The sequence below is a fragment of the Actinoplanes siamensis genome (assembly GCF_016862395.1).
Classification (GTDB): domain Bacteria; phylum Actinomycetota; class Actinomycetes; order Mycobacteriales; family Micromonosporaceae; genus Actinoplanes; species Actinoplanes siamensis.
In genome coordinates this window covers 1-21,682 of sequence record NZ_BOMW01000016.1, presented here as the reverse complement: position 1 = coordinate 21,682, position 21,682 = coordinate 1, and the positions used below count along the sequence as shown (strand labels likewise).

Annotated in this window: 18 protein-coding genes; 8 read left to right on the top strand and 10 right to left on the bottom strand. The window is 70.3% G+C overall.

Going from position 1 to position 21,682, the window contains the following annotated elements; all coding sequences use genetic code 11:
- Nucleotides 1-4: 4 nt before the first annotated feature.
- Both Asi03nite_RS07950 and Asi03nite_RS07945 read left to right on the top strand, forming a co-directional pair.
- A complete protein-coding gene (locus Asi03nite_RS07950; protein WP_239102524.1) occupies nt 5-1,021 on the top strand; it encodes a LacI family DNA-binding transcriptional regulator in 1,017 nt (338 codons plus the stop codon).
- A 400-nt stretch (nt 1,022-1,421) separates the two neighbouring features.
- Complete coding sequence (locus Asi03nite_RS07945; protein WP_203677783.1) at nt 1,422-2,519, top strand: glycoside hydrolase family 53 protein; 1,098 nt, start codon at nt 1,422-1,424, stop codon at nt 2,517-2,519.
- Nucleotides 2,520-3,052: 533 nt separating this feature from the next.
- On the opposite strand, the gene Asi03nite_RS07940 is transcribed toward Asi03nite_RS07945, so the two are convergent.
- A complete protein-coding gene (locus Asi03nite_RS07940) occupies nt 3,053-3,280 on the bottom strand; it encodes a hypothetical protein (RefSeq protein WP_203677782.1) in 228 nt (75 codons plus the stop codon).
- Nucleotides 3,281-3,414: 134 nt separating this feature from the next.
- Entirely contained in the window at nt 3,415-3,705 is a 291-nt protein-coding gene (locus tag Asi03nite_RS07935) for an MFS transporter (RefSeq protein WP_203677781.1), read from the bottom strand.
- A gap of 85 nt (nt 3,706-3,790) precedes the next feature.
- Between Asi03nite_RS07935 and Asi03nite_RS07930 the strand changes: the two genes are divergently transcribed.
- Nucleotides 3,791-4,504: a TetR/AcrR family transcriptional regulator C-terminal domain-containing protein gene (locus tag Asi03nite_RS07930; RefSeq protein WP_239102523.1), complete on the top strand. Its 714-nt coding sequence runs from the start codon at nt 3,791-3,793 to the stop codon at nt 4,502-4,504.
- Between the two features lie 176 nt (nt 4,505-4,680).
- Here the strand turns inward: Asi03nite_RS07930 and Asi03nite_RS07925 are convergent, their stop codons facing one another.
- Both Asi03nite_RS07925 and Asi03nite_RS07920 read right to left on the bottom strand, forming a co-directional pair.
- The gene (locus Asi03nite_RS07925; RefSeq protein WP_203677780.1) at nt 4,681-6,054 is read right to left on the bottom strand and encodes a stress response protein; all 1,374 of its coding nucleotides are present in this window, start codon (nt 6,052-6,054) and stop codon (nt 4,681-4,683) included.
- A 678-nt stretch (nt 6,055-6,732) separates the two neighbouring features.
- On the bottom strand, nt 6,733-8,361 hold the full coding sequence (locus Asi03nite_RS07920) for an amidohydrolase (protein WP_203677779.1): 1,629 nt from the start codon (nt 8,359-8,361) through the stop codon (nt 6,733-6,735).
- Between the two features lie 369 nt (nt 8,362-8,730).
- Here Asi03nite_RS07920 and Asi03nite_RS07915 point away from each other — a divergent pair, with 369 nt between their 5' ends.
- Both Asi03nite_RS07915 and Asi03nite_RS07910 read left to right on the top strand, forming a co-directional pair.
- Complete coding sequence (locus tag Asi03nite_RS07915; protein ID WP_203677778.1) at nt 8,731-9,324, top strand: TetR/AcrR family transcriptional regulator; 594 nt, start codon at nt 8,731-8,733, stop codon at nt 9,322-9,324.
- Nucleotides 9,325-9,340: 16 nt separating this feature from the next.
- Nucleotides 9,341-11,539 carry an MMPL family transporter gene (locus tag Asi03nite_RS07910; protein WP_203677777.1) on the top strand — a complete coding sequence of 733 codons (2,199 nt, stop codon included), beginning with the start codon at nt 9,341-9,343 and terminating at the stop codon, nt 11,537-11,539.
- Nucleotides 11,540-11,705: 166 nt separating this feature from the next.
- Here the strand turns inward: Asi03nite_RS07910 and Asi03nite_RS07905 are convergent, their stop codons facing one another.
- Complete coding sequence (locus Asi03nite_RS07905; RefSeq protein WP_203677776.1) at nt 11,706-12,395, bottom strand: hypothetical protein; 690 nt, start codon at nt 12,393-12,395, stop codon at nt 11,706-11,708.
- A 261-nt stretch (nt 12,396-12,656) separates the two neighbouring features.
- Here Asi03nite_RS07905 and Asi03nite_RS07900 point away from each other — a divergent pair, with 261 nt between their 5' ends.
- Entirely contained in the window at nt 12,657-13,355 is a 699-nt protein-coding gene (locus Asi03nite_RS07900; RefSeq protein WP_203677775.1) for a laminin G domain-containing protein, read from the top strand.
- A 67-nt stretch (nt 13,356-13,422) separates the two neighbouring features.
- Here the strand turns inward: Asi03nite_RS07900 and araA are convergent, their stop codons facing one another.
- The 5 genes from araA to Asi03nite_RS07875 form a co-directional block, all read right to left on the bottom strand.
- Complete coding sequence (gene araA / locus Asi03nite_RS07895) at nt 13,423-14,907, bottom strand: L-arabinose isomerase (protein ID WP_203677774.1); 1,485 nt, start codon at nt 14,905-14,907, stop codon at nt 13,423-13,425.
- Nucleotides 14,904-15,920 (bottom strand): galactofuranose ABC transporter, permease protein YjfF, encoded by a 1,017-nt coding sequence (gene yjfF / locus Asi03nite_RS07890; RefSeq protein ID WP_203677773.1) that lies wholly within the window; start codon nt 15,918-15,920, stop codon nt 14,904-14,906. The genes araA and yjfF overlap by 4 nt, the downstream gene beginning before the upstream one ends.
- The gene (locus Asi03nite_RS07885; RefSeq protein WP_203677772.1) at nt 15,917-16,924 is read right to left on the bottom strand and encodes an ABC transporter permease; all 1,008 of its coding nucleotides are present in this window, start codon (nt 16,922-16,924) and stop codon (nt 15,917-15,919) included. The genes yjfF and Asi03nite_RS07885 overlap by 4 nt, the downstream gene beginning before the upstream one ends.
- Nucleotides 16,921-18,453: a sugar ABC transporter ATP-binding protein gene (locus Asi03nite_RS07880; RefSeq protein ID WP_203677771.1), complete on the bottom strand. Its 1,533-nt coding sequence runs from the start codon at nt 18,451-18,453 to the stop codon at nt 16,921-16,923. Before Asi03nite_RS07880 ends, Asi03nite_RS07885 begins: the two co-directional genes overlap by 4 nt.
- An 86-nt stretch (nt 18,454-18,539) precedes the next feature.
- Nucleotides 18,540-19,529 carry an ABC transporter substrate-binding protein gene (locus tag Asi03nite_RS07875; RefSeq protein ID WP_203677770.1) on the bottom strand — a complete coding sequence of 330 codons (990 nt, stop codon included), beginning with the start codon at nt 19,527-19,529 and terminating at the stop codon, nt 18,540-18,542.
- A 323-nt stretch (nt 19,530-19,852) separates the two neighbouring features.
- On the opposite strand from Asi03nite_RS07875, the gene Asi03nite_RS07870 reads away from it, so the two are divergent.
- Nucleotides 19,853-20,863: a LacI family DNA-binding transcriptional regulator gene (locus tag Asi03nite_RS07870; protein ID WP_203677769.1), complete on the top strand. Its 1,011-nt coding sequence runs from the start codon at nt 19,853-19,855 to the stop codon at nt 20,861-20,863.
- Between the two features lie 24 nt (nt 20,864-20,887).
- Entirely contained in the window at nt 20,888-21,355 is a 468-nt protein-coding gene (locus Asi03nite_RS07865) for a DUF3592 domain-containing protein (protein ID WP_203677768.1), read from the top strand.
- Nucleotides 21,356-21,682: the final 327 nt, after the last annotated feature.

Below are 21,682 nucleotides of genomic sequence, written 5' to 3'. Positions count from 1 at the left end.
GAACGTGTCGCGCAAACGCCCCACCATCCGCGATGTCGCTCGCGAGGCCGGGGTGTCGTACGCGACCGTCTCGCGGGTCCTCAACGGGCGTGACTGGGTCAGTCCGGAGGCCGTGCGCGCGGTCCGGGACGCGATCTCCCGGACCGGGTACACGACGAACCAGCACGCGCGATCGCTGGCCACCGGCCGCTCCGGATCGATCGCGTTCCTGCTCACCGAGCCGCAGCACCTGCTCTTCGAGGACCCGAACTTCTCGGTGCTGCTGCGCGGCGTGGCTCAGGCGCTCTCCGACCGCGAGCTGACCCTGATCCTGATGATCGCCTCCACCCCCGAGGAACGCAGCCGGACGATCGCGTTCCTCAACGGCGGCCACGTCGACGGGGTGCTGCTGGTCTCCCCGCACTCCGGCGACCCGCTGCTCAAGCAGCTGGTCACGGCCCAGGTGCCGATCGTGGCCTGCGGCCGGGTGCTCGGCCTGGAGGACGTGATGAGCTCGGTCTCGGCCGACGACCGGGCCGGGGCGCGGATCGCCACCGAGCACCTGATCACCGCCGGCTGCCGGCGGATCGCCACGATCACCGGGCCGCTGGACACCTCCGGCGGCGTGGACCGCCTGGCCGGATACACCGACGCGCTGATGGCGCACGGCCTGCCGGTCGACCAGGACCTGATCGTGCACGGCGACTGGCGTCGCGAGAACGGCGCCTCCGGGATGCGGACGCTGCTGGACCGCGCCCCGGACGTGGACGCGGTGTTCGCCGCGTCGGACGCGATCGCCGCGGCCACCCTGCCGGTGCTGCGCGACGCGGGGCGCGCGGTGCCCGGCGACGTGCGGGTGGTCGGCTTCGACGACTCGGGGCTGGCGGCGACGACCGAGCCGCCGCTGAGCACGGTGCGCCAGCCCCTGGAACGCATCAGCGAGGAGATGGTCCGGCTCCTCGTGGACGTGATCAACGGCCGTACGCCCCTCTCCGTCACCGTGCCCACCAGCCTGGTGCTGCGTACCTCCTCACCTGCCTGACCTTTTCTCTCTCCCGGCTTCCCGTGCGCCCTTCCTGTCGGCAAAGGAGCGTCATGAACCCAGCGACATTGATGATCATCGCTTCACGGAAGACCCGCTCGCCGGCGATGCTCCGCGCCTGGAGAACATCATCACCTCGGCCGGCCCGTGCGACCCGATCCACGCGTCGCCGCGGGGGCGGGCCCGGGAGTTCACCCAGGTGCGGGATGCCGCCCGGGCATCCGGGGCGCTCGGCGTCCTCCACCGGGAGCCCGCCTGGACCGCGACCGACGGCAACCGGTGGGACGTCGAGCACCCCGGCAACGCCCGGGAGAACACGGCGACCGTCGACGATACGGGCGGATCAACCCGTACCCCGCTCGGCGTCGCTGATTTCTGTTCCTATCCCCGAAGGAGCGACATGCGCAAATCCCTCCTGGCCGTCGTCGGAGCCGTGCTCCTGACGCTGGCCCTCACCCCCCACCCCGCCCGAGCCGCCTCCCTCGGCATGCTCGGCGCCGACGTGTCGTCGCTGCAGCGCACGCTCGACCTGGGCGGCAGGTACTACACGGCGGCCGGCGCCCAGGCCGACCCGTACGACATCCTCAAGGGCGCCGGCGCGAACTACCTGCGGCTGCGCGTCTGGAACAACCCGGCCAGCGGCTACAACAACAAGGCCAAGGTGCTCCAGCAGGCGAAAACGATCAAGGCCAAGGGCTTCAAGCTGCTTGTCGACTTCCACTACTCCGACACCTGGGCGGACCCCGGCAAGCAGTACCCGCCGGCGGCGTGGAGCTCGCACTCGCTCACCCAGTTGCAGGCCGACGTCTACAACTACACCTACGACGTGTGCACCGCACTGAAGGCGCAGGGCACCACCCCGGACAGCGTGCAGATCGGCAACGAGATCAACGTCGGCATGCTGTGGCCGGCCGGCAAGGTCACCAACAACAACTTCGCGCCGCTGGCCTCGCTGCTCAAACAGGGTTACAACGCGACGAAGGCCTGCAACTCCGGCACCCAGGTGATGATCCACACCGCGGACGCGGACAGTGACGCGAACGCCCGCTGGTTCTACGACGGCATCAAGGCCCAGGGCGTCACCTGGGACATCACCGCGCTGTCCTACTACTGCATGTGGCACGGCACGCTGGCGAACCTGTACAACGTGATCGCGGACGTGAGGTCCCGGTACGGCAAACCGGTAGTCGTCGCCGAGACGGCGTACATGTACACCACCGCCAATGCCGACAGCCAGTCCAACTCGATCCCCGGCACCGTCACCTGCGACGGCCAGCCCGCCACCAAGGCCGGCCAGGGCACCGAGTTCAGCTGGATCCAGAACACCGCCCGGAACGCCGGCGCCATCGGCGTCTTCTACTGGGAGCCGACCTGGTACGCCATCGCCGGGAACGGCTGGGACCCGGCGGACATCAACGGCACCGGCGACGGATGGGACAACATGGCCACCTTCGACGCCGGCGGGAAGTTCAACTCCTACGTCAAGTGGACCGCGTGATCCTCAGCGGCTGACCGCCCGGCGCCCTTCCCGGGGCGCCGGGCCCCTGCTCGTCGGGTGCTCCGGACCGGTCTCCAGGCGCCCTCGCCGGCGTCGTCGGTGAACCCTCGGCCCGCGCAGGACGCGGCGCAGCCTCGTCGATCGACAGCCCCCTGCCGATCCGCCCGAACCCGGCGGCTGAGAGCCTCCGAACGTGCCGTGCCGGTCGACTTCGCTGCAAGCCACCAGGACCCGTACGTGGTCGACGAAATGCAGGTCGGCCCGGCCCGTGCGGCGAAGGCCGGTGGCGGCCGAGCCTGGCGGTACGGGTGGCGGCGTGGTGTGGAGGCCGCCGTTTGGTTGCATCGGCTCGGGGTGTCCTCGGCGCAGCCACACCTGCCGGGGCGTGGCTCGAAGACGGGCGGGCTTCGCGATTCCGGAGAGTTGGATCCTCAATGGCGGCACGGGCCTCTACCTCACCCCAGAGCGTCGCCGGGGCTGCCCGGCGCACACCGCGCAGCCCCACGGCCGCGCTCACGTGCGGTGGTTGCGGTTCAACGCGTGGTGTCCAGGTAGACCTCTACGTCGTAGAGGAGCCGGACGGGCTCGCCGTTGGTGGTGCCGATGAAGACCGGTTCCGCGGCGGGTGTGCGGCCGCGGCGCCACACTTCGTCGCGTGCGGCATCTCGGGTTTCGTGGTGCACTTTGCCTGCTTGGTGGAGTTCCAGGACACGGCGTGCGGTGTTTCTGTCGCTGTCCAGCTGGATCCGCAGCAGAGGCATTGATTCGTACCGTCCTTTCCGGCCGGGCGGGAACGCCTTTTCGGTTCACCTGACTGCTACCGGTTGCCGCCGATGGTGGCGGGGCATGACGAGGGCGACGGTGATGGCCGCGAGCACGAGCAGCGCCACGGCGGTCACCAAGGCGGCGTCGAAAGCGGTGCGACGGTGGCATCGCCGGTCGCGTTTCGGCCGTGCGCCGAACCTGGTGCGGCTGCCGTCACGGGCGACGCGACGGTGTTGAGCGGCGCGGTGCCGATGCAGCCGCCGGGCTGCGTGGCGGCATCGACAGCGGCTGATTCCGCTCCGGTGTTGTCGTCGCCGACGCCGCTGGTCGCCGCGTTGGCCGCAGGGGTGATGGCACGGCCAAGGCCAGGACCGATGAGGATTTCAGTTGCGCGGGCCCTGCGGTAGCAAGTGCCCACCATCGAGCAGACGTCACACCGTCTCCTTAACAACGTAACATCAACTTACCAACGTAAGGTTGCCTCACCACCGTACTAGGATCAGGTAGTGAAGGCGAACGAATTGGGTGAGCCGTCGGCTGGCGAAAAGAACAGTCGACGTGGTGGGACCGCTGGCGCGGTGTGGCTGCGTGAGGAGGCGGACCGGCCGCGCCGGGCGGCGCCGCTGAGCCGTGAGCGCATCGTCGGGGTAGCAGCGACTTTGCTCGATGAGCGTGGCATCGACGGGTTGACAATGCGAAACCTGGCGCAGCGCCTCGCGGTGACCTCGACCGCGCTCTACTGGCACGTGAAGACGAAGGACGATGTCCTCGACTTGACCCTGGACCACATCTTCGCGGAGGTGCTACTCCCGGACGTCGGTGACGACTGGCGTGATGATGTGCGCGCGTTGACATTCGGGTGGCGCGCGGTCATGCTTCGCCATCCCTGGGCGCCGAGTCTGATCGGGCGACCGATGCTCGGGCCCAACGTCCTGGCGCGCACCGAGTTCCTGCAGTCGGCGCTCGTCCGTGGGGGTTTTACCGGCTCCCGGTTGGCCGTCATCACCCGGTTGCTGGCGAATTATGTGATCGGCGCAGCCATCACCGAAGCCACCTGGCGCCAGACGGAAGATCCCGGGGCCCGGGCCGAAGCCCGGCGCCAGTTGTTGGCCAATGCCGACGCCTATCCCACCCTTATCGCCTCAGGACACCTCGAAGACGGGCGATGGAACGACGACGAGCTGTTCCAGCGCGGCATCGACTCCATACTGGCCATGTGACCGGCCGCCCGGTCGTCAGTTGTGCTGCCACAACGCGAGATTTTGCGTCCCTTCCGCTGTGGCCGTCCGAGCCAGTCGTCGATCTTGACAAAGAGTGCGGCGAGAAGGGGGTCGAGGTCTGTCGTCACACCCCGGTCATCGACACCCTTCTCTTCGCGCATTGTCAAGCCCGCCCGTCAGGACATCGTCGCGGGGCTCGGCCGCGGGGCCGGCACCGGGTCGTCCTGGGACGACAGCGCGGTGGACACCAGCGCCGGCGGGACCGGCTCGACGGCGACGGACTCCTCGGCGGAGCGCAGTCGCGGGGGTGCCGGCATCCAGGGCTTCAGGTTCTGGATGACCTGGCTGTAGAAGTCGTCGATCGCGTCCAGCACCGAGTCGATGAACGCCCCGCGGCCTCGCCCGCGTTTGGTGCCGGCCGCCGAGATCAGCGCCACCCGGAACGTGCGCAGGTCCTTGGCCGGGTCGCTGACCAGGACCGCCGGGTTCTCCCGGACCACCCGCAGCAACTCCGCGCTGCCCGCGCCCCGGGCATGCAAGGCGTAGGACTCCAGGCGGACGGTCTCCGGCGCGTCCTTCAACTGGCGGATCAGCCAGTTCACCCGGGTCGTCGGCCGGCCCTCGCGTGGCGCCTCCACGTCGACATGACAGGTGATCTTCGCGGCGCGCAGGTCGGCGGTCACCGACAGCGTGCCGACCGCGCCCGGGATCCGCAGCGCCGCCGTCATCGTGCCGGTCGTGGCGAGCTGGCCGACCAGTGCCTGCGTGCGGCTCATCGGCTCGGCCTGCTCCTTGCGTGTCAGAGCCGGAACGACGTCCGTGCCCAACTTGCGCCCGAGCCGCAGTCCGGCGTATCGCACCAGCGCGTCGAACCGCCCGGCGATCTCCGGCGCCGCCGCGTCCGCCGCCCGCAACGTCCCGGCGCCGACCGACTCCCGGACGGCCACCCAGGACGGCCCCATGTCGCTGAACTCCAGGGCGCCGGACTTCGGATGCTCCAGATAGCGGATCAGCTCGCCGAGAATCCACGCCTGGTCCGGATCGGCCACACCCCGGTACTCCTTCTGCATCACCGCCACGGTCAGCACTTCGGACCACGGGAGGTGATGCAGCGCCACCTTCTTCAGCTTGCGCTTGTCGATCCGCGTCGGGTGCTGCCCGGCCACCGGCGGGATCTCGTTGGAGATCGTGATGAGGGCGTCGAAGCCCTGTTCCTTGGCGATGTCGAGATAGCGTTCCAATTGCTCGGGCTGCAGCTCGTTGGTGCCGGTCTTGACCTCCACCAGCGCCGTCCACTGCCGCTGGCCGCGAGCGACCCGGATCAGGCCGTCCGGGAAGGACTTGCCGTCGCCGAGCGTGAACGGCACCTCGATGAAGGTCTGCACCACACCCGCCGGTGCACCGTACGGCTGCGTCAGGGCCCGCCCGAACTCCCGGACCGCGCTCATCACCGCGAGCAGCGCCGATGTCGCGCGCCGCTCCTGTTCGTCGGCGCCATTGATCCCGGACGTCGGAATCAGCCGCGCGGTGTGCCAGCTCTCTTCTGCCATAATCACCCCTCGTCACGAAACCTTCGCGCAATGTATATCCGTCGTGACGTGCGGAGCGGCTGGTCACGCTCGCCGACCGGGCAATTCTGATCCGCCGAGTCGCCACCGTCCACGATGAACGGCGGAGGACGCCTCCGTCAGGGTGGGCTCGTGGACGGCTACACCCTCGAACAACGGACGCCGGCCGGACGGGGAAGGCGGCCGATCATCTGATCGCGGCCTTCTGCGTCCTCACCACTACGAGGAGCTCTCAACGTGTCCACCTCGCTCGTCGACGACGAGGGGTGTCGACCTCCTGTTCCACCGCAGCGGATCGACAGCGCCGCTCGCGGTGCGGGTCAAGGCCCGGATCTCGGACAGCAAGCGGATCCGGTCCGAGGGTTTCGTCGCCTTTCGTCCGGTCGCCGGCCTTCGTGCCCCGGTACAACCTGGACCTGCTGTTCGTCGCGACGGACGTGGTTCGCGGGACCGCGCTGAAGGCGTGGCTCGTCCCCAGCACGTCTACGCGACAACAGCTGCGGCCGGTACGACATGGCCGGGAACTGCCGGCGCGTTCATCCGGTTCCGCCCGCCCGGCGGCGCCCGGCCGGTCTCCGGTCACCATCACCTTCCGGGGTGCCGCGCACGCGGGCGGACCGCACCCTCGAGGCATCTCGGGGCGGATCGCCCGGTGCGGCGTCAGGCCGCGTGGACCAGTTCTCCGTCGATGAGGGTCATCGCGACCGAGGCGCCGGCGATCTCGGCGGGTGGGGTGGCGAAGAGGTCCCGGTCCAGCACGACCAGGTCGGCCCGGAAGCCGGGGCGGATGCTGCCGGTGTCGTCCAGGTGGTTCACGAAGGCCGAGCCCGCCGTGTACGCCGTCAGCGCCGTCGCCAGGTCCAGGCTCTGCTCGGGCAGGAACGGGTGGTAACCGCTGCCGGGGTGGGCCCGGTTGACGGCGACGTGGACGGCCTGCAGCGGGTCCGGCGTGGTCACCGGCCAGTCGCTGCCTGCTGCCAGGTGTGTTCCGGCGCGCCAGAGGTCGCCGAACGGATACTGCCGGGCGGCCAGGGCGGGCTCCAGGAACGGGATCGTCAGGTCGTCCATCTGCGGCTCGTGCGCGGCCCAGAACGCCTGCAGGTTCGCCGTCACGCCGAGCGCGCGGAAACGGGGCACGTCGGACGGGTGCACCACCTGCAGGTGGGCCAGGTGCGGGCGGGTGTCGCGGAACCCGTTGGCCGCGCGGGCCGCCTCGATCGCGTCCAGCGCCTCGCGCACCGCGCGGTCGCCGAGGGCGTGGAAGTGCGTCTGGAAACCGTGCGAGTCCAGCGTCGTCACATGTTCCCGCAACGCCACCGGGTCGATGAAGGACAGGCCCGCGTTGGTGGTGGCACAGCCGCACGAGTCACGGTAGGGCTGGGTCATCGCCGCGGTGAAATTCTCCGCGACGCCGTCGAGCATCAGCTTCACGCTGCCGGCGCGCAGCCGGCCGACGGTGTGCCGCTCCCGCTTGGCGAGCAGGTCGGGAATCTGCTCGGCGCCGCGCTCGCGGTCCCACCACAGCGCGCCGACGACGGTCGCGGTGAGCCGGCCGGTGGTGGCCGCCGCCAGATAGGCGTCGGAGACGTCCGGATAGCCGTTGGTCGCGCAGAGCATCGCGTCCTGCCAGGCCGTGATGCCCAGCGAGTGCAGCAGCGTCTGGGCCCGCAGCAGCCCGGCCAACCGCTCGGCCGAAGTGACTTCGGGCAGTAGTCGCGCCACCAACTGCATGGCGCCCTCCTGCAGCCCGCCGGCCGGCACACCGTCCGGCCGCCGGTCGATCCGGCCGTCCGCCGGGTCGGGGGTGTCCGGGCCGAGGCCGGCGATCTCCAGGGCCCGGCTGTTGACCCAGGCGCCGTGGTGGTCCCGGTTGATCAGGTAGACCGGGCGGTCGGGGACGACCAGGTCGAGCAGCTCGCGGCCGGGGACGCCGCCGGGGAAGACCTCCATCGCCCAGCCCCCGCCGGTGATCCACTCCAGGCCGGGGTGGGCGTCGGCGTAGGCCCGGATCCGGCGCAGGTACTCCTCGAGATCGGTGGTCCCGGTGAGGTCGCACTGGTTCAGCTCGACGCCACCCATCACGGCGTGGACGTGCGCGTCCTGGAAGCCGGGCAGCAGCAGCCGGCCGGCCAGGTCGATCGTCTCGGTGCGCGGGCCGGCCAGCTCCCGGACCTCGTCGCCGCCGACCGCGACCACCCGCCCGTCCCGCACCGCGACCGTGGTGGCGGGCCCGCGCGACGGATCGGCGGTGAAGACGGAACCGTTGGTCAGGATCAGATCAGCGGGCATGGGCAACACTCAATCACGCCCGAGGTGGCACCACGGTCCCCGGCGCCGGTCGGATGCGGCCGGCCCAGCCGGGACCGGCCTCGGAGCCGGCCGTCTCGACGAGCTCCCAGCAGCGCGCGGTTTCCATGGGCATCCTTGCGGCGCGGGCGGGGCGGCCGCGCCACGCGGGACGTCCGGTCGCAGGACGCGCCACGGCGCGGTCCGCGCGTGTGCCGGCACGAGGCGGCATCATCCGGTGACCGCGGTGATGCCGTACCCCGCAACCGGTCTTGTCTTGCGAAGATCCGGGCACTGAAACCCGTGCGATGTGTGGGGACCACCACGGTCCCTGACGGACCAGTCTGGTCCAGAAAGGTCTACGGTGGTCCTATGCCCCGCCCCACCAAGCAGCAGATCGACGACGAGATCCTGGACGCCGCCGCCAACCTGTTCGCCAGGCACGGCTTCAAGGAGACGTCGGTGCAGCGCATCGCGGACGCGGTGGGCTATTCGAAGACCGGGCTGCTGCACCGCTTCCCGACCAAGGAGGCGTTGCAGGAGGCGGTCATCGAGCGCTGCGTGGGGCAGATCCGGGAGGTGGCCGCGGCGGCCGCGCCGCTGCCGCCCGGCCCGGAGCGTGACCGGTCGGTGATCAGCGGGGTGGCCCGGCTGGCGCTGGGGCAGCCCGGCGCGGTCGCGCTGCTGTTGTCCTGCCTGCTCGCCGACCGGGAGAGCGAGTTCGGCGCGGCGCTGGAGACGATCGGCCAGGAGGTGGCCGTGGCCTTCGGCGACGAGCCGTTCACCGGCGCCGCCTTCGGCACCGCCGGGTCGCTCACCGACCCGGTCCGGTCGGTCCGGGTCGTCGGCGCGCTCGGGGCGCTCGCGGTGGCCGCCGTCGCCCTGCGGGACTGCTTCACCCCGGACGCGCTCACCACGCTCGTCGACGTCGCCTACGACGCGCTCGGGCATCCACACACCCACTGAACAAGGGAAATCTCCCATGGCAACGTTGTTGCACCGTCTCGGCCTCGGCGCCGTGCGGCATCGCATCATCGTCACGGTCGTCTGGCTGCTCGCCCTGCTGGCCGTGGCCTTCGGCGCGGTCAAACTCTCCGGCGAGACCGTCAACACGTTCCGGATCCCCGGCCAGGAGTCGACGATCGCGCTGGACCTGATGAAGGACCGGTTCGGCGACGCCTCGGCCGGCGCGACCGTGCAGGTGGTGTTCCAGGCGCCGGCCGGGCAGAAGATCACCGATCCGGCGCTGGCCGGTCAGGTCGGGCAGTCCGTGGCGGCGTTCGGCAAGCTGCCCGGCGTGGTCGGTGTCAGCGACCCGTTCGACAAGCGGAACCCGTCGGTCTCCCGGGACCTGAGCACGGCGTTGACCACCGTCACGTACGGCGTGCAGCCGTCCGAGGTCACCGACGAGGAGCGGGAGGCGATCGGCGCCGCGCTCGACCGGGCGCACACCGGCGGGCTGACCGTCGAGGCCCGCGGTGAGGCGCTGAGCAACGCCGCCGACATCGGCGGCGCCTCGGAGGGCATCGGCGTCGTCGTCGCGCTCATCGTGCTCGCGCTCAGCTACGGCTCGCTGGTCGCCGCCGGGATGAACCTGCTGACCGCGATCGTCGGCGTCGGCATCGGCGTCGCCGGCATCACCACGCTCTCCGGCTTCGTCCAGCTCCAGTCGACCACCCCGATCCTGGCGGTGATGCTGGGCCTCGCGGTCGGCATCGACTACGCGCTGTTCATCGTCACCCGCTTCCGGCACGAGTTGCGCGCCGGTAAGGACGTCGAGTCCGCCGCGGCGTACGCGGTGGGCACGGCCGGCTCCGCGGTGGTCACCGCCGGTCTCACCGTGGTCATCGCGCTGGCCGGCCTCTCCGTGGTGGGCATCCCGTTCCTCACCGAGATGGGCCTGGCCGCGTCGGCCACCGTCGTGGTCGCCGTGCTCGTCGCGATCACCCTGGTCCCCGCGATCCTCGGGTTCATCGGCCTGCGCGCGCTGCCGCGCAAGCTGCGCGACGTCCCGCCCGCCGCGCAGGACGAGGTCCCCGACGGCCGCGGCTTCATCCGGGGCTGGGCGCACACGGTGAGCCAGAAGCGGGTGGTCAGCCTGCTCCTCGCGGTGCTCGCGCTGGGCGTGATCGCGCTGCCCTTCGTCAAGATGCAGACCACCCTGGCGCAGCGCTCGCCGGAGGGCAGCACCCAGGCCAAGGCCGACGCGATCATCGACGAGCGGTTCGGGCCGGGCGTCAGCGGCCCGCTGCTGATCCTGGTCGACGGGCCGAACGCGGTGGCCTACGCGGCGACCGTGCAGAACCGGGTCGCCACGCTGCCCGACGTCGCCCTGGCCACCCCGCCGCGGCCGGACCAGGCGCGGTCCGCCGCGCTGATCACGCTCATCCCCGGCTCGGGCGCGGAGGACCAGAAGACCGTCGACCTGGTGCACGGCATCCGGGACACGATCGACGACGGTGACGGCGCCAAGGTGTACGTCACCGGGCAGACCGCGATCAGCATCGACGTGTCGCAGAAGCTCAACGCGGCGCTCCCGGTCTACCTGGCGCTCGTCGTGGGCCTGGCGTTCGTGCTGCTGGTGCTGGTGTTCCGCTCGCTGCTGGTGCCGGTGGTGGGCGTGCTCGGCTTCCTGCTCACCATCGGCTCGGCGTTCGGCGCCACGGTCGCGGTCTTCCAGTGGGGCTGGCTGGCCGACGTGGTGAACGCCGGTTCCACCGGCCCGATCATCAGCCTCGCGCCGATCATCATCGTCGGCATCCTGTTCGGCCTGGCCATGGACTACCAGGTGTTCCTGGTGTCGCGGATGCACGAGGCGCACGCCCACGGCGCCGCCCCGCGCGACGCCATCGTCACCGGTTTCCGCCAGGCCGCCCCGGTCGTGCTGGCCGCCGCGACGATCATGTTCGCGGTCTTCGCGGCGTTCGTCCCGGAGGGCAACGACACGATCAAGCCGATCGCGTTCGCCTTGGCCATCGGCATCGCCTTCGACGCCTTCGTGATCCGCATGATCGCGGTGCCGGCGGCGCTCTCCCTGCTCGGCCGCTCCGCGTGGTGGCTGCCGAGCTGGCTGCGCTGGCTGCCGGAGCTCGACGTCGAGGGCGCGGCCCTGGAGCGCCGGGCCGCGGCCGCCTCGTCCGCGCCGAACGCGGACGAGCAGCCCCAGGCCGCAAGCGTCTGATCCGGTCCGGGCGGTGTTGCGGCGGCGGCACCGCCCGGACCACTCGGGGGGATCATCGGCGGCCCCGCCGGCGGTGCTGGTGGACGCGGGCCGGGCTCACGGCGTACCCCCGCAATCGGGACGGCCCGGACCGGAAGCGGTCCGGGCCGTCCCGGCGACCCTGCCGTCAGTGCTGCTCTTCGTCCTGCTCGGTGACCTCGGCGTCCTCGGCGGCCGCGTGGTGGTGGCCGTGCCGCGGGGCCGCCTCGATTTCCTCGGCGATCGGCTCCTCGTCGATCACCTCGGCGGTGACCTGCGGGGCGTCGGCCCAGAGGGCGCGTAGCTGGCCCTGCATGAACTGGGTGAGGCGGCTGCGGTACTCGCGGTCGAAGTTCTCCAGGGCCTCGATCTGCTGCTGCAGCGCCTCGCGCTTGGCGCCCAGGCTGCCGACCACGTCGTCGTAACGCTGCTGGGCCTGCAGCTTCAGCTGCTCGGCGCCGTGCAGGGCGTCCGCGCCGATCGACTCGGCGCGCTGGCGGGCGTCGGCGACGATCTTGTCGGCGGCCCGGCGGGCCTCCTCGGCGCGGGACTGCGCCTCGCGGGCCATCAGCTCGGTGGCCGCGCGCGCCTCGGCCATCACCCGGTCGGCCTCCTGGCGCACGTTGTTCGCGTGGGCCTGCGCGTCCCGGGCGATCTGGTCGGCGGCCGCCAGCGCGTCGGTACGGATCTTGTCCGCGTGGTGCTGGGCACTCGCGACGTGTTCCTCCGCGGTGCGCTGCGCGAGGGCGAGCACCTGCAGCGCCTGGTTCGGCAGCCCCGGGTTGGGCGCGATCAACTTGTGCTCCGAGGTCTCACCGTCAGTCCCGTTCAGCAGCACTTCGACACGTTCCTTATCTGAAATGTCAGTGTTTTCCAGGCACCGGCGTGCTGGTGCCGCTCCTGCGAGAAACCCGGCCGGAGCGCCATGGCCGTCGAGGGTGTCAACCATGATCGGCGGGGATGCTACCAAGCTGAACCGGCACTCAGCCAGGGTCGGAGACCACCCTTCACATGCCTATTTAGGCGATTAGTACTAATCAGGGGTTTAAGACCGATTAGTCTCATCACATTTCCGCTCCGACATCCCTCGAGGACCGCCATGAGACACACGGTCGCGCTGTTGACCTCGACAATCCTTCTGACCGGTACGCCCGCGGCGGCGCACCCGGCGCAGGCCTTCCCGGTCGCCTACTGGGCGATGAACGAGCCGCCCGGAGCCACCCGGATGTCCGACAGCAGCGGGAACAGACTTGACGGACACATCGGTGACGAAGTCGGCACCGGCGTCTACGTCCAGGGTTCCTCCGGTTACCGGTTCGACCGGCTGCAACCGGACACCCCGCCGGCCCGCCCCGGCCATCTGGTCGTGGTCCCGGACGCGCCGGGGCTCAATCCCGGCACCCGGAACTTCGCCGTGACGATACGGCTGCGCACCACCAACCACTTCGGCAACATCATCCAGAAGGGCCAGTCGACCACCGGCGGCGGGAACTTCAAGCTGCAGATCCCGAACGGGCGGGTGCAGTGCTCGTTCCGGGGGGACCGCGGGGTCCTGGAGGCGGACGCTCCGCACGCGATCAATGACGGGGACTGGCACGTGGTGACCTGCGTGCGAGTGGGCACCGGGGTGGCGCTGGCGATCGACGGGCGGCGGGTGGCCGGGCGGCAGGGCTGGACCGGGGCGATCGGGAACAGCTGGCCGCTCACCATCGGCGGGAAGCTGGACTGCGATCAGGTCACGGTGGGCTGCGACTACTTCGCCGGGGACCTGGACTACGTCACCGTGGAGGTGGTCTGAGCCCCGGCGCCGGGGGAGGCCAGCCGCGCTCGCGGGCCGTGCTCCCCCGGGGCTCGAGCCGCGGCCGCTAACGGCCGAAACCCCGGGCCAGGCGGTGGTACGCCTGGTTCCAGCGCACCTCCTTGGTGAACTGCCGCGTCGTCGTGTCCGCGTCGATGAGCAGCAGCTCGGTGCCGACCATGTCGGCGAGATCGGCCAGTTCCTCCGCGCCGACCGCCGAGGAGAGCACCGTGTGGTGCGGCCCGCCGGCCGTCAGCCAGCACTCGGCCGACGTGGAGAGCGACGGCGCCGGCTTCCAGACCGCGCGGGCCACCGGGAGCCTCGGCAGCGGTTCGGTCGGCGGCACCACCTCGATCTCGTTGGCGACCAGGCGGAACCGCTCCCCCAGATCGGCCAGTCCGAGAACGATCGCCTTGCCCGGCGCCGCGTCGAAGACCAGCCGGACCGGGTCCTCGCGCCCGCCGATGCCCAGCGGGTGGATCTCCAGCCGCGGCCTGGACGCGGCGATCGACGGGCAGACCTCGAGCATGTGCGCACCCAGGATGACCTCGTTGCCGGGGGTCAGGTCGTAGGTGTAGTCCTCCATGAAGGACGTGCCGCCGCCCGGGACCATCGCCTTGAGCGTGCGCACCAGCACCGAGGTCTTCCAGTCGCCCTCGCCGCCGAAGCCGTAGCCTTCGGCCATCAGCCGCTGCACCGCCAGGCCGGGCAGCTGCCGCAGGCCGCCGAGGTCCTCGAAGTTCGAGGTGAAGGCCTGGAAGCCGCCGTCGGTGAGGAACTGCCGGAGGCCGATCTCGATGCGGGCGCCGTAGCGCAGGCTCTCGCGGCGGCCGTCCAGCAGCTCGGACGAGATCTCGTAGAGGTCGGAGTACTCCCCGACCAGCTTGTCGATCTCCGCGTCCCCGACCTGGTCGACCACCGCGACCAGGTCGTTGACCCCGTAGGTGTTGACCGACACCCCGAACCGCAACTGCGCCTCGACCTTGTCCCCCTCGGTCACCGCGACGTCGCGCATGTTGTCGCCGAAGCGGGCCAGCTTCAACGAGCGCATCGCGGCGTACCCGCGGGCGGCCCGCACCCAGGTCGCGATCCGCGCCACCACCGCCGGGTTGCTGACGTGGCCGGCCACCGTCTTGCGCGGCACCCCGAGCCGGCTCTCGACGAACCCGAACTCCCGGTCGCCGTGCGCGGCCTGGTTGAGGTTCATGAAATCCATGTCGATCTCGGACCAGGGCAGCGCCACGTTGTGCTGGGTGTGCAGGTGCAGCAGCGGGGCGCGCAGCGCGTCCAGGCCGGCGATCCACATCTTGGCCGGCGAGAACGTGTGCATCCAGGTGATCACGCCGAGCACGCCGGGTGTGGACGAGGCGCGGCGGCAGACGTCGAGGATCTGCTCCGGGCCGGTCAGCACGGGCTGCCAGACCACGTCGGCGTCCAAGCTGTCCCGCAGCGTGGCCGCGATCTGCCGGGACTGGGTGGCGACCTGTTCCAGCGTCTGCGGCCCGTAGAGGCCCTGACTGCCGGTCAGGAACCAGATCTCCCCGTTGCTCATCGAGTCCTCCGTGTGACCAGTCGCTGCAGAACGATGAAGCCGAACAGCAGGACGCCGACGACGATCCGGGTCCACGCCGCGTTCAGGTCGCCCTGGAAGTTGATGATCGTGGTGATCAGGCCGAACACCATCACGCCGAGCAGGCTGCCGAAGACGTATCCGGCGCCGCCGGTGAGCAGCACGCCCCCGATGACGCAGGAGGCGATCGCGTCCAGCTCGGTGCCCGTGCCCTGCAGCGCGTGCCCGGAGGTGGAGTTGATCGTGTAGAGCACCCCGCCGAGCGCCGCGCAGAAGCCGCTGATGGTGTAGACGGCGATCCGGGTACGGGCCACCGGCAGGCCCATCAGCAGGGCGGAGTCGGCGCTGCCGCCGATCGCGTAGACGTTGCGGCCGAACCGCGTCCAGGCCAGCACCGCCGCGGCGATCAGCACGGCCACCAGGGCCACGATCGCGGTCAGCGTGGTCTTGGTGGTCTCCCCGAGCGGGATGCGCATGTCGGAGAGCGTGGTCCAGAGCTCGTCCCGGATCGGGATCGACTCCTGGTTGATGAACAGCGCCAGGCCGCGGGCCAGGAAGAGCCCGGCCAGGGTGGCGATGAACGGCTCCACCCTGAAGTAGTGGATCACCGCGCCCATGCCGGCGCCGAGCAGCGCGCCGAGGATCAGCACCAGCGGCAGCACCAGCAGCGGCGGCCAGCCGCCCTGCAGCAGGGTCGCGGTCAGCGTGGTGGTCAGCGAGATCACCGCGCCGACCGACAGGTCGATACCACCGGTGAGGATCACGAAGGTCATGCCGACCGCGACGGCCAGCAGGACCGCGTTGTCGCGGAACAGGTTGACCACGACGCTGGGCTGGTCGAAATTCTCGTAGTTGACCAGGCCGCCGAGGTACATGACGAGCAGCAGCGCCAGGGTGGCCAGGATCGGGATGTACTTGGTGTTCGGCCGGTAGACGCGGCGGCGCGGGTTGATCGCCGGGTCCGTGGTGACCGGCTGCGGGCTCATGACGGTCATGCCGGCACCTCCGACCGGAGCTTGAAGCGGCCGAAGACCTTCTCCCGGAAGGTCGCCGACTGGGACAGGCAGAGCACGACGACCACGACCGCCTTGAAGAGCAGGGTGGCCTTGGACGGCACGCCGATGCTGACCACGGTGACCTGCAGCGTCTGGATGAGGATCGCGCCGACGACGGTGCCGGCGATGGAGAACCGGCCGCCGATCAGCGCGGTGCCACCGATCACGACGGCCAGGATCGCGTCGAGCTCGATCAGGTTGCCGGCCGCGATGCTGTCCGCGCTCTTGATGTTGGCGCTGTAGATCAGGCCGGCGAGACCGGCGAAGGCGCCGGAGACCACGTACACCATGACGGTGATCCGCTTGGCCCGGATGCCGGCCAGCCGGCTCGCGCTCGGGCTGCCGCCGACCGACTCGAGCAGCAGGCCCAGCGCGGTCCGCCGGGTCAGCACCAGGATCAGCGCGACGGCGGCCATGGCGATCAGGAAGGCCACCGGCAGGGTGAGGAAGAACCCGGTGGCGACCGTCGCGTACGGGCTGGACTGCACGTTGATGATCTGCCCGTCGGTGACCAGCTGGGCCAGACCGCGCCCGGCCACCATCAGGATCAGCGTCGCGATGATCGGCTGGATGCCGACGACCGCCACCAGCGAGCCGTTCCACAGGCCGAGCGCGGCCGAGACGGCGATCGCGACGCCCATGATGAGCAGCACCGAGCCGGTCGCGTTCTGGTCGCCCAGGTCCTTGATGAGCAGACAGGCCACCGCGCCGGAGATCGCCATCACCGACCCGACCGACAGGTCGATGCCGCCTGTCGAGATGACCAGCGTCATGCCGAGCGCGACCAGGATCAGCGGCGCGCTGCCCCGGAGGATGTCGATCAGCGCGCCGAACAGGTGCCCGTCCTGCAGGGTGATGAACTGGTTGGACGTGAACAGGTTGACGATCAGCAGCGCCACGAGGATGGCGACCGGCCAGAACAGCCGGTTCTTGACGATGGTCATGAGGTTGCTCCGCTGGCGATGGTCTGCATGATGCGGTCGGCGTCGACCCCCGCGGTGTTGTCCAGCTCCTCCACCAGGCGCCGGTCCCGGAGCACCGCGATCTTGTGGCTGAGCCGCAGGACCTCCTCCAGCTCGGCGCTGACGAACAGGACCGCCATGCCGCCGTCGGAGAGCTCGGCGACCAGCTTCTGGATCTCCGCCTTGGCGCCGACGTCGATGCCCCGGGTCGGCTCGTCGATGATCAGCAGCCGCGGCTCGGTGATCAGCCATCGGGCCAGCAGCACCTTCTGCTGGTTGCCGCCGGACAGGTTGCGCACCGGGCGCTCCGGGTCGGCCGGCCGGATCGACAGCGCCTTGACGTACTTGTCGACGATCTCGTCCTGCTTGCGGCGCGGGATCGGGCGGGTCCAGCCGCGGGCGGCCTGCAGCGCCAGGATGATGTTCTCCCGGACACTGAGGTCGCCGATGATCCCCTCGGTGCGACGGTTCTCCGAGGAGAAGGCGATCCCCCGCTTCATCGCCATCTGCGGGTCGCGCAGCGTGACCGGCTTGCCGTCGATGCTCAGCTCGCCCTGGTCGGCCTTGTCCGCGCCGAACAGCAGGCGGGCCAGCTCGGTGCGGCCGGAGCCGAGCAGCCCGGCCAGGCCGACCACCTCGCCCTCGTGGATGGTCAGGTCGAACGGGGCGATCGCGCCGGTCCGGCCGATGCCCTTGGCCTGCAGGATCGGGGCGGCGGTGGCGGATCTCGTACGGGAGCGCTGGGCTTTGTCCTCGAGGCTCTCCAGCGTCGCCAGCTCCTTGCCGATCATCTTCTCGACGAGCTGGACCTGGGGCAGCTCCGCGGTCCGGTACTCACCGATCAGCTGGCCGTTGCGCAGCACGGTGAGCCGGTCGGAGATCTCGTAGATCTGGTCCAGGAAGTGCGACACGAACAGGATCGCCACCCCGTCGTCCTTGAGCCGCCGCATCACCCGGAACAGCTGCTCGACCTCGGAGGCGTCCAGGCTGGACGTGGGCTCGTCGAGGATCAGCACGCGCGCCGAGATGTCGACGGCCCGGGCGATCGCCACCATCTGCTGGATGGCCAGCGAGTACGTGCTCAGCGGCGCGGACACGTCGAGGTCCAGGTCGAGCCGCTTCAACAGCTCGGCCGCGCGCTTGCGCATCACGCCCCAGCGGATCTTGCCGAACGCCCGCGGCTCCCGGCCGATGAAGATGTTCTCCGCGACCGTGAGGTTGGTGCAGAGGTTGACCTCCTGGTACACGGTGCTGATCCCGGCCTTCTGGGCGGCCAGCGGGCCGGCGATGCGGACCTGCTCGCCGCCCAGCCGGATGTCGCCGCCGTCGATCTCGTAGACGCCGGTGAGCACCTTGATCAGGGTTGACTTGCCGGCGCCGTTCTCGCCCATCAGGGCGTGCACCTCGCCGGGGTACAACCGGAAGTCGACGCCGTCCAGGGCGACGACGCCGGGGAAGACCTTGCGAATGCCGGTCATCTCGAGGACCGGATCTGTGGCCGGTTCGCCCATCGTGAACTCCGTTCCGCGGCCGTGCGGGCCACCCCGGCTGCCCGGAGTGGCCCGCATCCGCCTCGACGTGGGGACTCGCGGTCCGCTCAGTACTTGCGGTCCGGCAGGGCCGCCTTGGCCTGCTCCTGGGTGAAGGTGGTCTCCTCGGTGAGGATCCGCGGGTCCACCGTCTCGCCGGCCTTGACCTTCTTGGCCAGGTCCATCAGCTGCGGGCCGAGGAGCGGGCTGCACTCCACGATGAAGTTGATCTTGCCGTCGGCCAGGGCCTGCATGCCGTCCTTGACCGCGTCCACCGTGATGATCTGGATGTCCTTGCCGGGCTTCTTGCCGGCCGCCTCGATCGCCTCGATGGCGCCGAGACCCATGTCGTCGTTGTGCGCGTAGAGCACGTCGATGTCCGGGGTGGACTGGAGGATGCCCTCCATCACCGTCTTGCCCTCGGCCCGGGTGAAGTTGCCGGACTGGGACTTCACGATCTTGATGTTCGGGTTCGCCTTGATCGCCTCGGCGAAGCCCTTCTGCCTGTCGATCGCCGGCGCGGCGCCGACGGTGCCCTGCAGCTCGACGACGTTCACCGGGTCGGTCTTGCCCTCGTTCTGCTTGACCAGCCAGTCGCCGGCCTCCTTGCCCTCCTTGACGAAGTCGGAGCCGAGGAAGGTCTTGTAGAGAGACTTGTCCTGCGAATCCACCGCGCGGTCGGTCAGAATGACCGGGATGCCGGCGTCCTTGGCGTCCTTGAGCACCGAGTCCCAGCCGGAGGTGACCACCGGGGAGAACGCGATGACGTCCACCTTCTGCGTGATGAAGCTGCGGATCGCCTCGATCTGCTTCTCCTGCTTGCCCTGGGCGTCGGAGAACTTGAGCTCGTAGCCGGCCGCGGCCGCCGCGTCCTGGATGGACTTGGTGTTCGCGGTACGCCACCCGCTCTCCGCGCCGACCTGGGAGAAGCCGAGAACGAGCTTGCCGTCGTCCTTGCCCCCGCCCGAGCCGCTGTCGCCGCCACCACCGCAACCGGCGAGTGTCGACACGGCCAGCAAGCCGGTCAGCGCCGCCGCCATCACCTTCACGCGCACCATAACCTCCAGAAAGTTGTTACCGTTAACAAATAGGCCAGCGGCTGGCGGGCACGGGCCAGCACCGGGGAGATCGCCGAACCGCTGCGACCGTCGTCACAGCTTGCGTTTCGTGAGTGTTACCGTTCTCAACGTGTCCGTCAAGAGATCGGGATCGTTGTTTCCGGCAGATCGCAAGAACAGCGATGTCACTCGCAGCCACCGCGCGGTCACCTGGTAGATATCATCCAATGCCGACCTCTGACCCGGCGCCGGACATCGAACCGGCTGCCCAGATGCCCCTTCCCGCCCTCCGGCCGCGGCCCGGCAAGGAGCGGGGAAGCGTCATGCGCGACGTCGCCAAGCTGGCCGGGGTGTCACATCAGACGGTCTCGCGGGTGATCAACGATCATCCCAATGTTCGGGCGGAGACCCGGGAGCGCGTGCTCGCCGCGATGCGCTCGCTCAACTACCGGCGCAACCTCGCGGCGCGGACGCTGGCCACCCGGGAGTCGCGGACCCTGGGCATCATCGGCTTCGAGACGACGCTGTTCGGCCCGGAGTCGATGCTCTACGGGATCGAGAGCGCGGCGCGGGCCGCGGGGTACCTGGTGAGTGTCGCGACGGTACGGGAACTCGCCCACCGGCCGGTACTGGAGGCGGTCGACCGGCTCGCCCAGCACGACGTGGACGGCATCATCGCGATCGCGCCGAAACCCGCTGTCACCACGGCGCTCACGCACGCGCCGAACGGCCTGACGTGTGTCGCGGTGGGCGGCGCCGGTTCCGGCTCCGATCCATTTCCGACGGTACGGGTGGACAACGCGGCCGGCGCACGCATCGCCACCCAGCACCTGCTCGACCTCGGACACACCACCGTGCATCACGCCGCCGGCCCGCCGGACTGGCCGGAGGCGCAGGCCCGGGTGGATGGCTGGCGGGAGACGCTGTACGCGGCCGGCGCCGTGGTGCCGGCGATCCGCCCCGGGTGGTGGGACGCCGCCGCGGGTTACGAGCAGGGCCGGCGAATGGCGGCGGACCCGCAGGTCACCGCGGTGTTCTGCGCCAACGACCGGATCGCGCTCGGCGTGCTGCGCGCCCTGCACGAGGCCGGCCGGCGGGTGCCCGAGGAAGTGAGCGTGGTGGGCTTCGACGACATGCCGGACTCCGGGTACTTCCTGCCGCCGCTGACCACCGTGCACCAGGACTTCGGGGAACTGGGGCGGCGGGCCCTGGCGCTGCTGCTGCATCACATGGCCCGGGTCGACGGGGACGCCCCGCCGTCCAACGTGGTGGTGGCGCCGGAGGTGGTACTCCGTTCGAGCACCGCCCCGCATCGACTTTTTGCCCGGGGATGAGTGGTTATCAGCTACATTGCCGCCATGATCAACGGCAATTTTCGGATGTTCGCGCTGGTGGTGACCGGTTTCCTGGTACTGGTGCCGGCCACCGCGGGTCTTGCGGTGATCATTAGCGGTCTCCACTGCTGGTTTCGCGCCCAACGGCTGGCCCGTGCCGGCGAGCGGGCGGTGGCCACCGTGGTCGACAACCAGGTGGAGCCCCTCAGCGAGGGGACGACACACTTCCTGCCGGTCGTCAGGTTCACGACGCGAACCGGGCGGGAGGTACGGACCGTGCTCACCGACCAGCGCGGTAACCGATCGCATCCGGCCGGCGCTCAGCACACGGTGGCCTTCGACCCGGACCGGCCGGACACCGCGATCGCCACCGTCGGGGCCGGCACCGGGGCGGTCGGGGCGGTGATTCTCGGCGCGGTGCTCCTGCTCTTCGCGGGCGGCGTGCTGTTCATGGTGAACCGGTTCTTCCCGCCGCCCGGTGGCGCCCTCTGAGATATTGGTGACTGCCGATGAAAGAGTCAGGCTGACGGATCGCTGCGCGCAATCGAGGTCCACTCACCCGCAGTGGTGAATGAACCCGCAACTCACGCTTCACGCCCGTTACAGTCCGAGAGGTGCTCGACGGCGACACACCGGTCCTGGCTCCGCCTGGCGTTCCCGGGTGGGTTGTCACCGCGTGCGGTAACCGTTCCCCCCCCGGCCGGCTTCCCCCGCGGGCGCCTCTCGCGCCGCCCGCGCTCCCCGCGAACCGCCTCCCGCGCTCCCCGCGAACCGCCTCCCGCGCTCCCCGCGAACCGCCTCCCGCGCTCCCCGCGAACC